Origin of the sequence: Paenibacillus sp. TAF43_2 (assembly GCF_052113545.1) — a bacterium.
GTDB lineage: Bacteria > Bacillota > Bacilli > Paenibacillales > Paenibacillaceae > Pristimantibacillus.
This window is the reverse complement of sequence record NZ_JBFRDK010000010.1, coordinates 18578-32557: the sequence shown is the minus strand read 5'-3', so window position 1 is coordinate 32557 and position 13980 is coordinate 18578. Positions and strand designations below refer to the sequence as shown.

The following is a 13980-nucleotide window of genomic DNA, read 5'->3' as shown; positions in this document are numbered from 1 at the left end:
TCGTCAAAGCCTAGGCTTTAAACGCGCACGTGAACTATTCCTTCATAGAGCCGATTAGAACGCCTTTAACAAAGTATTTCTGAACAAACGGGTATACGATAATAATCGGTACTGTTGCTACCATCATCGTCGCCATTGTCAGCGACTTCGTCGTAATCGTTTTCATGTTCTGCATGTGTCCTGCCGCAGCGGAATCCATATTCGACATTTGTTGAGACATAAGATTCGAATTCAAGATTTGCTGAAGTTTCGTTTGAATGGGAAGAAGATCTGCATTTGAGATGTACAGCCCTGGCCCGAACCAGTCGTTCCAATGGCCGATAGCAGTGAACAAGGATAGCGTAGCGACAACCGGGCCCGATAAGGGCAATACGATGCGCAGAAATATGCCCCAGTGGCTGCACCCGTCAATCTTGGCTGATTCTGTCAATCCGATCGGAAGCCCCAAGAAAAACGTTCGGAAGATAATCATGTTCCACACGCTGATCAGCCCGGGGATTACCATTACCCAGAATGTATCCATTAAGCCTAAATCGCGGATCAGCAAGTAATAAGGAATTAACCCGCCGCTAAAATACATTGTGATGATACAAAAGACCATATAAAATTTGCGCCCGACCAATTCTTTACTGGCCATACCGTACGCAAAGATCGCCGTAGCCAGTATCGACAGAACCGTACCAATTGCCGTCCTCAATATGGAAATGATAAAAGCGCTGACTAAACGATCATCTTTCAGCACGACCTGATAGTTGGCGAGTGTAAACTCCCGCGGCCAAAATGTGATTCCTCCCAGAGTCGTGTCCGTCCCCTCATTGAACGAAATGACAGCTGCATTCCAAAACGGATACAAGGTGACAAAGCCTAGGACCGTTAGACAAAAGTACACGAAAAATGAAAGCAACTTGTCATTGAAGCTTGCTCTAATCATGGTAGCATCAACCTTTTCAAGAAAATTCTGTTACTAGCGCAGTCAATTACCATAGGCTGTTATCCGATTTGCGGGCCCAATAATTGGCCATTACCAGCAAACCGACGCTGATAACCGCTTTAAATAATCCCGCGGCTGTCGCGTACGAATAACGATTGTTCATGATGCCGATTCGATAAACATAGGTGTCAAGAACATCCGCTACATCACGGAGTACTGGATTTGCGCCAAGCAGCAGTATGTCTTCAAATCCGGCGCTCAAAAAATTGCCGATAGCCAGTATGCCGAAGATTACGATGACCGGTATCATAGAAGGCAATGTTATCCGGAAAATTTGCTTGAATCGGCTGGCGCCGTCTATCGATGCCGCTTCGTACAGACTCGGATCGATGCCCGCGATTGCTGCCAAATAAACAATGGAACCAAAGCCGATTTCCTTCCAGACATTCGTCGTGATTAGAATCGACCAGAAATATTCAGGAATGGTCAAGAAATTGATCGGATCATCAATGAAATTCAGCTTTTCCAAAAGGATATTAAGACTCCCGTTATCTACAGACAAGATCGAAATGGCATAACCAGACACGATGACCCATGAGAGGAAATGAGGCAAGTAGCTGACGGTTTGGACTATCCGCTTGAACATCATTTTTTTGACCTCATTCAGCATAAGTGCAAGCACAATCGGTGCAGGAAACCCAATACACAGCTTCAGAGCTGCGATGACCAGCGTATTCCGCATAACATTGCCAAGTTCCGGCGCGTTCAAGAACATCTGGAAGTGTTGGAAGCCGACCCAAGGACTCTCACTAAACCCCTTGAAGAGGTTATAATCCTGAAAAGCCATCAATACACCGTACATCGGGATGTAACTAAAGATAAAAATAAACAGAATCCACGGAATGACCATGATCTGTAGATCCCACTGACGGATAAACCTGACTATGGCAGTCTTCATGACATGTTCTCCTTCCTGCGCTATTCTTTTTCCGGATAAAATTGAGGCAAATAGGCGCGGTTTATTTCCAGCATTTCGTCCAGCATCGGTTCAGCAACATTCGCAGATGGGACCAGCGGATGATGGGCCAAAGCGAGCAGCGCAAGCTCCCGTTTTCCTGAAACGGCAGCCTCGATGGTCAACTGCTCATAAGTCTTAACCGCATGAATCAATCCTTGAACTGCTTGTGGTACACGTGTAACAGCCATTGGAATGGGGCCTTGCTTAGTCACAATGCAATTCACTTCAATGCAGGCGTCTTTCGGAAGAAAATCGAGAATTCCCCCGTTAGGTACATTTAATGTTTGAATATCGCGGGTATCATTATAAAGCGATTTCATTAAACGCACCGCTGCCTCTGAATAATAGGCGCCTCCGCGCAGCTCCAGTTGACCAGGCTTCTCGGAAAGGTTCGGATCCTTATACAGCTCGAACAGCTCATCCTCAAGCTTCTTTACCACTTCTGCCCTTGTGCCCTCTTTAGCGGAGGTTTCAATCTGATCCTGAAGCATCTCTTTCTGAAGGTAGAAGTATTTGAGATAGTAGGATGGAATTGCGCCTAGTGCACGTATGAGACTGGCATTCCACGACGATTGCGGTACATTGATGGCAGAATAGCCGTCTCCATTCATCATTTCCTCCAGCCTGGATTCTCCGTCAACGCTGACTTGCGATACCCAGTGCAGATGGTTAAGTCCCACGAATTCAGCATAGATTCGGTCGGAAGGGACATCAAACATCTCCATCAGCCACTTGTATATACCAAGCGGTGCATTGCAAAGGCCGATTGCCTTGATCCGAGAGTGCTTATTGATTGCCTCTGTGACCATGCCGGCTGGATTGGTGAAATTTAGCATCCAAGCATCTGGGCAAAGCGCTTCCATATCTCTTGCAATATCGAGCAAAGCTGGAATCGTGCGAAGCGCTTTCATCATTCCGCCAGGGCCGGTCGTTTCCTGCCCAATAACGCCGTATTTCAGTGGAATGGTTTCATCCCAAATTCGTGCCTGCAGCAAACCAACGCGCATCTGTGTTGTCACGAAATTGGCGTCCTCCAGCGCATCTCTACGATTGAGCGTTAGATGTACAGTAATTGGCAAGCCCGATTTCGCTACCATACGCTGAGCCAGAAAACCAACGATCTGCAGCTTATGTCTGCCTTCCGGAATATCCACCAGCCAAATTTCCGTCACTGGCAATTCGTTATGGTTCAAAATAAAGCCTTCAATTAACTCCGGCGTGTAGGACGAACCACCGCCTATGACAGCTACTTTGAGTCGCTTATTCAACGTTAACAGCTCCTTTGAGATCGGTTATTTTGCCAAATTGTTCGTACACTTCATCTAAGATTTTCATCCCGTCCTTCTCCATCGCAAGCAATAGGGCGCCTGTCACAGGCTCAAAAGTCAGTGGCTTCAACCGGCAACCCGGAGCGACCTTTTGCACCTCTTCCATGATATACGGATGGGTGTATCGACTATCCCCTTTCGTCAAAATGCTTCCCGCGAGGACGAGATCAAATTGCTCATCCTGCAAACCCAGTTTCTGAATGACGGCTTTCGCCGACATCCCTAATTCTTTACCTTGCGTTTTCAAAATTTGAATTGCTGTTTCATCACCAAGCGCAGCGGCTTGGAATAAAACCTCAGCGAGGCTCGGTGGGATCTGCTGGCGAAGATCGAGAAAGCCGTCAAACATGGACAATACCGATGAATATCCAAGTTTCTCAGGCACCATGGCAGTAAGCAATGTCATGTCCGTGCGACCTTCCCCTGAACGGATCGCAGCCCTGAATGCTTCGATAGCAAGTTCCCTTCCGCCTCCGAAATCACCATACTCATAGCCGAAGCCTCCAAATTGCTGCATTTCTCCGAACTTGCCGATGCCAGCGCAATTCATGCCGAAGCCACAAATGAGGACAACACCGTAGGATTGGGACGTTCCTGCTCGCAGAGCAATAATCGTGTCGCAAGCAATATCATAATTCGGATAACCGAGTTCCTTAATCATTGGCCTCAATATGCGATAATCCGCCTCGCGATCTGCACCTGCCAGCCCGAAGAATGCATAGGCGATGTCTTGTTTTTGTAAGCCAGCTTGATCATGCGCATGCTGAATGGCATCCCGTATATTCCCCCGTGCCAGCTCTTCATTAATCTGATGATTGCCAGGTCCGGCTGTCCCAGTGCCGAATACCCGGCCCTGATGGTCGGCGATGATTGCCCGCGTAACGCTGCCTCCGCCGTCCACGCCCAAGTAAAAAGTCACAGTTATTGCTCCTCGCTAAATAATTTCTTTTAATTATAAACGCTTATAATTTAGGGTTAAAAAAAAGCCTCCCTTAACCCATACAAAGTGATTAAGCATCTATGTACACTTACCAAGATTAAAGCTTATATAGAAATACTCAAGCTTAATAATTATAAACGTTTATATTTATAGGAAGATATTAATTCATATAGCCCACACTGTCAATATACAAAAAAATATTTAGGATGCAATAGCTGGCGCTCTGCTTAACTGTTGAAAGAACAGGAAGATATTCATAATAGTCCTTCCAGCAAACAACGCATTTTACTGAAAAAAGGCCTTAAATGCGTAAAATATTCACAGTATAACAACTTTGCGGAGGATGCCTGGTAAGAAAGCCTCTGCTCAAACAAGCGAAATTTTCTCTGATGCTTAACTTATCATCCACAAAAAAAAGCTCTGCACAGGCTTAACTTCTTAGCCCATGCAAAGCTTCTTCTATTCATTATTTCTTACGATCCGAATAATCGCATCAGCAAGATACCCGCGAAGGCAAGTGAAATGCCGGTGATCTCTATCTTCGTAAACTTCTCTTTCACAACGAATCGTGTATAGAGCAGCACAATCAGAACGTTTAGAGCCGTGACAGCAGAAACTAGCCCCGCTTTGCCTAGATCAAATGCGGTTACAATAAGCATCATGCCGACAGCGTTAGTTGTGCCGACGGCCAAACCAATAAGAAACGTTTTTTTGCCGCTCCAAGCCGGTGGCTTATCGGTTAAACTAGCACTGGTCGAATGCTGTGACACACGCACTTCCCCCCGGGCAGTGACCGCACCCTGCAGCGACAACGCTCTTCTAGCCCTTTCCGCTTGCAAATCTCGCAGCCACCATATACCAAAACACGATGCGCCCGTCACAAACATAAAAAACATGGTAGGAAACAAATCTGCTTCCATAATTGTTGACCATTTGCCTGACAAATCATTTGCTGCAAACAACAGCATGGCCAGCAGCCCCCACTGTGCTCCTTGCAAATTGCGCAGCGAGATGTCATTTGATAGCCGAACGAGAAGCACTCCGCCAACAATCACGACAAATGCAATGAATTGCATCGCATGGAGTTTTTCTCCCCAAAGTCCAAACGCAACGATCACAACAACGACTGAAGGCAATGCCGTTAGTATCGCTACAAGTGAAGCCTTGCCGACTGCAAAACCCTTGAACATGCTGGCATTCGCACCGAATGAAAACAAGCCCATTTGAATGCCTATCAACGCCGCGAGCGTCCAGTTCGATGAGAACACTAACGCGCAAATTCCATTTACGAGCGCTCCCATAGTGAACGCGCCGCATAGCAACAAGTTACGGTTAAGCGGCTTCTGACTCGTCCAATGGTACAGAATGCCTCGCAAGCCAAAACATAAGGCTGCAAACACTGAATAAGTAAGCCACATGAGTGCAATAGAACCCCTTTCTTAAATCAAACCTATATGAAAGATATACAAAAAGGAAGCGGTTGTCTACACCGCTTCCCTTTTTAATCAAACGCTGCAAGTCCCATCTTGTTCTCCCTCGATATAAACATTCCCTTTGGAATTAAACTTACAATTAGTGAAAAACGCCCGATTATAGAATCAGGCGCTTCTAACAAATCTATTGATTTAATACATGTCAGCCTTTGACAGCGCCAGCAGCGATACCCTTGACGATATGCTTTTGCATAATAATAAAGAAGATGAATATCGGCACCAATGTGATGACCGTAAGTGTCATGAACATCGGCCAATCAACGGTAAATTCGCCTTTGGCTTTATAGATTTGCAGAACGAGTGTCGATTTGGAGGATGAGTTCAAAAACAGCATAGGTGCCAAAAAGTCGTTCCATATCCACATCGTCTGAAAGATGATGCTCGTTATCGTAATGGGCTTTAGCAGCGGAAAGATGATCCGCCAGAAGATGCCCCATACACTGCAGCCATCGATGACGGCCGCTTCGGGCAGCTCCTTGGGTATCGACTTCATATAGCCCGTCATTAGGAAAAAGACGAAAACAGAGCCGCTCGTGTAGAGAATGATCAAACCGGATATTTTGTCGATCAGGTGCAAATCACTCATCAGCTGGAACAAGGGAATGAGAGTCGCTTGGAAAGGAATCATAAATCCGGCAAGCAAATAGAGCATAGCAAACCGTGTTAATCGATTCGCATTGAACACAACCGGATATGCCGCCATCGCACCAATCAAAACGATCAATACGACAGAACAGACGGTGATTATAAAACTGTTCCAAAAGCTTTGCAAGATCGATGTTTCCTCGAAAACCTGGACATAGTTTTTAAAGATCCATTTCGAAGGAAGAGCCGTCGGGCTTCTTGCGGCATCTTGCATCGTTTTGAACGTGTTGACAATGATTAAATAAAACGGGAAAAACGCTATTAATCCGGCAGGGAGCATGATGATGTCTAGAATCCATAACCGTTTTTCAAAGTTTTTTTTCATTGTATGCCCTGCTCCCTTCGTTGCATTACTGTAACTTGGAAGATAGCAATCGCTAACACAATTAGGAAAAAGACGATCGACATTGCCGATGCTAGGCCGTATTGGGTTTCAGATATTCCCCTTAATACGATTACCTGGGTTATCGAGTAAGTTTCATAGCCAGGCCCGCCCTTTGTCAATGCGAATGGAATTTCGAATACTTTGAGACCGCCGGTAAGCAGCAGCATGACGCTGACCGTCATCGCAGGTGCGAGCAGCGGAAAAGTTATAAACCGAATTTGTTGTAAACGGTTCGCCCCATCTATTGAGGCAGCTTCATAATAATCCTTCGGAATGGATTGCAGAAATGCCAAATACAACACTGCGTGCCATCCTGTTATCGCCCATGTTGCCACGACGATTGTTGACAGTTTCGCTAGCAACGGGGCGGATAGCCATGGCTGAGGCCCGATGTTAAACAGCTCACTAAGGACGGTGTTCAGCACCCCTGACCCAATAGGTGCAAGGATAAATCCCCAAATATAGGCAAGCAGCAGGCCGCTTGGAATCGACGGGAAGAAAAAGATGGCGCGATGAATGTTTCTCGTTAAAAATTTTTGATCCAATATCATAGCGAGCGGGATAGCTAACAACGTAACAAGCAAAGCCTTGCCAAAAGTAAAAAATAACGTATAGGAAATGGCGGATGTAATCGCATCATCACTAAATATCCGCACATAGTTTTTCAAGCCAATAAAATCATATGCCTCCGTATATCCATCAAAATTAGTAAAGCTCAAGAAAAACGATTTGATCAGCGGATAGATCGTAAACAATGAGTATATCGCTAGAATCGGAAGCAAAAACAATAAAAACTGTAGTTGACGAACATATTTGACCATAATTTGCCTCCTTTGAGACTTTGATTGATGATGTCGGCAGTCGATAATACTGCATTGGAAGCATTCAATTAATAGAGGATCAAGGTGTAAATAGTTGAAGAGAGGGTAGTAGGTTTCAACATACCCTCTACTTTAACTAATTCCGATTATTTATTTTCCATTTCTTTCAGTTTCTTATCTAAGTAAGCCGTTGCTTGCTCCGGTGTTATTTTGTTTACGGCTATATCTTGGATCGATACAAGGAATTGGTTGCGCAGCGCTTCTTGATGTCTGTCCCACGATACCATTGGCAAATAAATCTTTCCTGCCATCAGCCCGTCGTTATATGCTGGTGCATACRCCGGGTGAACTTTGGTTTCATAGCCGTGAGCTGTAATGATACCGCCTGTGCCTTCCTCGAATTGCTTCAACCCTTCTTGCGTTGTCATATATTCGAGGAACAGCAAAGCTTCTTCCTTGTTTTTCGTTTTACTGTTAACAGCGAAACCTACACCAGGAGCACCGTTGTAATATTTGTTGCCGGGTTCTTTTCCTGGAATCGGCATAATTTCGAACTCAATATCGGGATTCGTTTTCTCAATTGTAGCGATGTTCCAAGGACCGCCAGGGAACATAGCCACGTTGCCAAGAGAGAACTCGTTCATCACTTGGTCACCTGTCAGTCCAATCATGTCTGGCGTCAAAATTTTATTATCGATAAGCCCTTCCTTCCACATCGTTAGCACTTCAGTCCATCCTTCAGCAAATGTCGCCTCGCCCTTAAACAGCTTCTCGTCAAACGTTGGGTCTTTCGATAGTACATTGCTGCCGAACATGGCGGAATGAATAATCGTAATATCATGCATTCTGTCATAGAGCGGAATGATGCCCGCTTCTTTAAGCTTCAAGCAGTCCTGGATGAACTCATCCCATGTTTCTGGCAATTTAGTGATGCCAGCTTTTTGAAACAATTGTTTGTTATAAAACAAGCCGCCTGCCCATCCGCTTTGAGTGAAGGCATATGTTCTTCCATCTTTACTTAGCATCGGTTTGTTACTGTCCAACATAACGGACATGAATGGTTCGTCAGTCAAATCGAGCGCGTAACCGCCATCAATAATCTCATTGCGGTTTTCTGCGGCAATGATGAAAATATCAGGTGCCGTATTGGACAACAGCATCGTCTGAAGCTTAGCAATATAATCCTTTACCGGTGGAGCAAATTGAAAATCGAATGAAATATGTGGATATTTTTCTTTGAAGCCGTCTATAACAGGCTTCATTTCTTTTTCGTTGTTCCATGCAAGAATGCTTAGCTTAACTGGTTTAGGTGCATCATTACCCTTTTCAGCATTGTTGGTCGTACCTTCATTACCGGTATTGCCTTTATTCCCTGTATTGCTGTTTTTACCGCATGCAGCGAGCACGACTGACAAACAAAGGAGAGTGATAAGAAGCAGTAGAGACGTTTTCTTCATGTTTGATTAACCCCCATGTAATCGTTTTTTGTAATAAGCGCTTGTTGTAAGCACTTACATGTAGAGTGTAATATGGACTCGCTTGAATCTGAATTCATATTGTTGCATCATTTGTTGTCAAATGTTGCACTAGCAGCAAATCCGATTAATGGGGTCGAATAGACGATGCACGGTACTCTTTAGGCGTAACGCCGAAATACTTTTTGAAAGCGCGGCTAAAGTGACTCTCGTCTAAAAAACCAATATGCTCCGCGATGTGATTGTTCCTCCAATTCGTTCCAACGAGCAGTTCTGCGGCTTTAATCATACGCACTTGGATCACATAAGCCCAATAATTCACACCGAATTCCTGTTTAAACGCACGACTTAATTGATACTTGTCTATATCGAAGCGATCTGCCACTGATTGCAAAGATAAATCCTCTTGATACCGGGTTTCTACATACGGTTTAATCCGCCGCACTGCCTCCTGAAGCTTGGATCCGCTTTCCGAAGCAGGTGTTCTTACCGCTAGCATGCTCTCGGAAATTAGCTGTGGCAGAAATGCCGCATCTTGGGAAATTGAGCTGATTCCGACAGACAATGTGTGAGACGGTGATGACTCCGCTACTTTTTCCATCAAAGATTCACTTAATTCCCTCAATAGACCGCTAGACAGATCGTCTCCCCCGCCGACTAGCACTACTTGCTCCTTGCGGTTTTTACAACACATAACACAGTGGATTTGGATGACCGCTTGTTCTTTCAGCAAGCAGGAATAATCTTGGTCCGATGGCAGACTGTTCTCGAATGTCAAAATAGCAAAACGTTCGATGGCGAGAAATTCCAGGCAGTCTCGGAAGTTTATCAACGAATTTGCTTCAATCTGTCCAGCGTATATCGTCCGATCGAGTTCACTGCGAATCGATTTCTGAGCATCCAATACGGACTGTTGAATCAGCTCACGCAAAGCATCCCGAAGCAACTCGGCATCGACCGGCTTTAACAGGTACTGGGAAACATGAAGTCGAAGCGCATCCCTTGCATATTCGAATTGATCATACGCACTTAAAATAATGGTACGAGGTATTTTATCCAAATGTTGAATCCGCTTCAGCGACTCGATCCCGTCGAGCAACGGCATATGAATATCCATGATCATCAGATCCGGACGGAAGGTTTCTACCATGTTGGCCGCTTCTTCTCCGTCATATGCATGCTGCACCTCCGTAATCCCTAGCTCCTTCCAATTCATCACTTTATCTAAATATCTATGCAAAGATAATTGATCGTCCACAATAAGCAGCTTCACGTTCGCTACCTCCCCGAAGATATCACGTTCTGGGCAACACGATATAAACCGTTGTAAATTTTCCTTGCCTGCTTCTAATCTTCAGTCCGTAATCAGGTCCGAATTTCAAGCGGATACGCTGATTGACGTTGAACAGGCCTATCCCATCGGGCTTAAAGTCTTGTTGCTTCAATTGCCTTGCCAATTGACGGCTTCTGCTCCTTGATATCCCTTTTCCATTGTCTTGGATAACGATCATAATTCCTTTTTTGACTGTCATAACCCTAATCGTCATTTTTGCTGACTGTGGATTTTCGCCAAATCCATGAAAAACTACGTTTTCTACAAGAGGCTGCAGGATCAACTTGATCGTTCTGTTTTTTAGAATCGACTCGTCCGGAATAAGAAACTCGATGTCAATTCGATCGTCATATTTTTTGTTCACAATATAGAGATAATCCCTGACGTTCTGAATTTCTTGCTCCAGCTCCACCATCTCTTCCGATTGCTTCATGGAATACCTTAGCAAACTGCTCAATGACAACACCAAATGGTTGGAATCCTCCGTGCTACCACATACAATTTCGGTTTGCAGCAATTGCAGCGTATTGAATAGAAAGTGCGGATTGATCTGGGACTGCAGCGTTTTGAGCTCTACCTCTTTTAGTGCAATATCTGATTGATAATTTTGTTTGACCAACGTTTCGATCCGGATGACCAGTTCCCTAAATTTGTCGCCTATCAAATCCAGTTCGCGATACCTGTATTTATTCTTAATGATATAAATACTGTCTTCGCCAATCTTGTCCAATGTTGAGAGCAGTTGCCCAAATGGGCGGGATATCCGAGCGGTGTTCAAGATGGATATGAGGAGGTTGAGCAGCAAACAAAGATAAATAAAACCGATCAAGTTTGACTTCAGTGAGTCTGATTGTCCTCTAATGACAGACATCGGAATCGTAGAGATCATTCTCCAACCCTGAACGGCAGTAGGGTGGAAGATAACAAGTGTCTCATTTCCGCCAAGCTCGGTAACGAAACTTCCTGAATCGCTGGCATAAATAAGCTCGATACCTGAGAAGTCAAGTTTTGTCCCGATTGCCGTACTATCCTTATGGGCGATGATGGTCTGCTGATTATCGATCATAAAGATGCTTTCATTGTTCTGATAGGAGCTAAATTCAAACATCCCGTTGATTTTGGCTAAATCCAAATTAGCAATGACAGCCCCAATCGTTCTAAGGGTATAATCTTTAACTGGAAGAGCGATCGATAACGTCGGCATGTTATATTTTGAAATATTATTTTCTAAGTAATAGTCCTGCGTATGGAGTCCAAGCGTAATGAATCCTTTGTTTGGAGTATCCGAGATCGCCTGCCTAAACCAAGTTTGTTCGGTGAAAGGATAATCCCAACGAAGTGATTTTCTGCCATCCAGGTTGTTTACATAGCCATTTTTGCCCAAGATCAAAACATCACTTACCATTGATTGCAAGGAAGATACGCCAAATGCTAGGTCTGCGATGTTCCTCTCATGCTGGATGCGTCCTGCGATATCCATTTCCCTGCCTGGGTTCATCAAGCTTCCAACCGAATAATGGCCTGTTAGAAGAACGAGCGGGCGAGTCGCTTCTTCAAGATTGAAGCTGAGCCCGCGTGCTGCCTGCTCCATTATTTTGTAGCTGGATTGTGTGACTTCCTTGGTAAGGCTTTTAGTTGAATCCTGAACGGATAATAGTCCAAGCAACAATAAAAGTAGAATGTTTACAATCAGATAGGAGAACATGATCGTTCGAATGATGGTTTTTCCAGTTAAGGAACTAATCAAGAATCTGACAGCATTGTTCATCATTCTGTCCCTCTTTCATATTTTCTGAGCCCATAAAAAGGAGTACCTCCCCAAATCTTCAAGTGTTAAGTAATCCACTAACACCGAAAGAAATGGGAAGGCCTTCAGATAAATAGTATTCAACTAAAAAATCTGTTTTTCCCAGCTGGATTTGTTGGTAATACCACCTGAGTCCACCTGCAGCTCTATTTACACTAAATCCACAACAAATTTATGGGTCGTTTAAGACGCAATGACTGCTGTAATCTTTATTTAATGATCCGTCTGCACAACATCATACTCATCATATCGAAAATAATCGAAATCAGCATGCTTGCGTTCCCCGCTTAAGTCTTGGACGCAAACACCAATAAAATTGCCTGTAAAACGAATATAATCAGCATATTCATCAGATAAATGGCTAACATCAAGCTGTGGGCCAATCACAATCCATTCCCCTGTCTGGCCCGCATACATGAACCTGGCCATTTCACGCTGAATACTGACCTTCAATCGGTATGTTCCATCCGCAATTGGAATATCCTGATTCAGTATTTCGTTATAAATTCCATTTTGTGATTGTACAATCCCAATACATGTACCTAATTTCTCATGATGCGTCAGGCGCAAATAGACATAATCACGGGTATCGTAGAACAGAATCAATCCCGCCATTTGCTGATAATGCTCTGGACGGTATTCAATGGATGTTTCCGCTTCACAATACATCGATTGCTGTCTACGTGCGACAAGACTTTGGCGATGCGTTGAACTCATGGACTCCTGGCCGCGGAGCCGTAAAAATCCTGGCCTTTCCGTTAAGGATAGCCAATCGGGACTTGCAGGGATGCGAAGGGTGTTCCATTGCAGCCCAAGCTGTGCTTTATCAAAGTGGTCGAGGCTCGGTTCAGCTGGGAATGGATGTGATGGCAATTGAGGTGCTTGCACCACATATTGCGGCGAATTGTCTACTCCGTCAACAGCTATCCAATCATCATCCGTCCAATGACAGCGCTGAATGGCCGTTTCTCTGCCGAGCATACATCGCTTATCAATCACAGGACGACCGACGAGGTGAACCATATACCACTCGCCGTTCTGCGTTTCCACTAGTGAAGCATGCCCCGCCTTTTGTAATTTCAATTCCGGCTTGCCAGCAGATGTCAAGATTGGATTCGCGGGATCAACTTCATAAGGACCATCGATATGCCGAGAACGCGCCATCGTGACAGCGTGTTCATATTGCGTTCCACCTTCAGCTGTCAGCAAGTAATAGTATCCATTTCGTTTATATAAATGAGGCCCTTCGGTTAATCTCAGCTGTGTGCCTAGAAAAATATTTTTCTTAGGACCAATAAGTTTCTTCTTTTCCTTCGAGTATTCCTGAAGAATAGTGCCAGCGAAAGAGTTTGTCCCTCTCCTATGATCCCAGATCATATTCACTAGCCATTGGCGACCATCCTCATCATGAAATAAGGAAGGATCGAAACCGCTGCTGTTCAAATAAATGGGCTCAGACCAAGGCCCCATTATATCGTCCGCCGTCACCATATAATTATGAGTATCCTTGAAGGCTCCCGTGCGACTTTTTACATCTGTATAAATAAGATAGAAAACGCCTTCATGATAGCTTAAGCATGGTGCCCACGCGCCACCGGAATTGATGTTGCCTTCCATATTCAATTGTGAAGAACGTGTCAATATCGAAGTGAGCGGACGCCAATTCACCAAATCCTTGGAATGGTGAACACGTACTCCCGGGAACCATTCAAATGTCGAAGTTGCAATATAATAGTCTTCTCCTACACGCAAGATAGATGGATCAGGATGAAATCCTCGCAGTATGGGATTGTTAATCATGTTC

General features: G+C 44.6%; 11 protein-coding genes. All 11 read right to left on the bottom strand.

Features of this window, described 5'->3' with window-relative positions:
* Positions 1-34: 34 nt before the first annotated feature.
* A complete protein-coding gene (locus AB4Z17_RS04045) occupies positions 35-931 on the bottom strand; it encodes a carbohydrate ABC transporter permease (protein WP_441958283.1) in 897 nt (298 codons plus the stop codon).
* Positions 932-977: 46 nt separating this feature from the next.
* Positions 978-1889 carry an ABC transporter permease gene (locus AB4Z17_RS04040; RefSeq protein ID WP_441912759.1) on the bottom strand — a complete coding sequence of 304 codons (912 nt, stop codon included), beginning with the start codon at positions 1887-1889 and terminating at the stop codon, positions 978-980.
* A 20-nt stretch (positions 1890-1909) separates the two neighbouring features.
* Complete coding sequence (locus AB4Z17_RS04035) at positions 1910-3217, bottom strand: 6-phospho-beta-glucosidase (RefSeq protein ID WP_441958281.1); 1308 nt, start codon at positions 3215-3217, stop codon at positions 1910-1912.
* The gene (locus AB4Z17_RS04030) at positions 3210-4196 is read right to left on the bottom strand and encodes an N-acetylglucosamine kinase (protein ID WP_441958279.1); all 987 of its coding nucleotides are present in this window, start codon (positions 4194-4196) and stop codon (positions 3210-3212) included. Before AB4Z17_RS04030 ends, AB4Z17_RS04035 begins: the two co-directional genes overlap by 8 nt.
* Before the next feature lie 494 nt (positions 4197-4690).
* Entirely contained in the window at positions 4691-5635 is a 945-nt protein-coding gene (locus tag AB4Z17_RS04025) for an EamA family transporter (protein ID WP_441880621.1), read from the bottom strand.
* 217 nt (positions 5636-5852) lie between these two features.
* Entirely contained in the window at positions 5853-6680 is an 828-nt protein-coding gene (locus AB4Z17_RS04020; protein WP_441958277.1) for a carbohydrate ABC transporter permease, read from the bottom strand.
* A complete protein-coding gene (locus AB4Z17_RS04015) occupies positions 6677-7561 on the bottom strand; it encodes a carbohydrate ABC transporter permease (protein ID WP_430063207.1) in 885 nt (294 codons plus the stop codon). The genes AB4Z17_RS04020 and AB4Z17_RS04015 overlap by 4 nt, the downstream gene beginning before the upstream one ends.
* Before the next feature lie 146 nt (positions 7562-7707).
* Entirely contained in the window at positions 7708-9018 is a 1311-nt protein-coding gene (locus tag AB4Z17_RS04010) for an ABC transporter substrate-binding protein (RefSeq protein WP_441958275.1), read from the bottom strand.
* Positions 9019-9163: 145 nt separating this feature from the next.
* A complete protein-coding gene (locus AB4Z17_RS04005; RefSeq protein WP_441958274.1) occupies positions 9164-10309 on the bottom strand; it encodes a response regulator transcription factor in 1146 nt (381 codons plus the stop codon).
* A gap of 22 nt (positions 10310-10331) precedes the next feature.
* Entirely contained in the window at positions 10332-12140 is a 1809-nt protein-coding gene (locus AB4Z17_RS04000; RefSeq protein WP_441958272.1) for a sensor histidine kinase, read from the bottom strand.
* A 249-nt stretch (positions 12141-12389) separates the two neighbouring features.
* Complete coding sequence (locus AB4Z17_RS03995) at positions 12390-13976, bottom strand: glycoside hydrolase family 43 protein (RefSeq protein ID WP_441958270.1); 1587 nt, start codon at positions 13974-13976, stop codon at positions 12390-12392.
* Between the last annotated feature and the right edge of the window lie 4 nt (positions 13977-13980).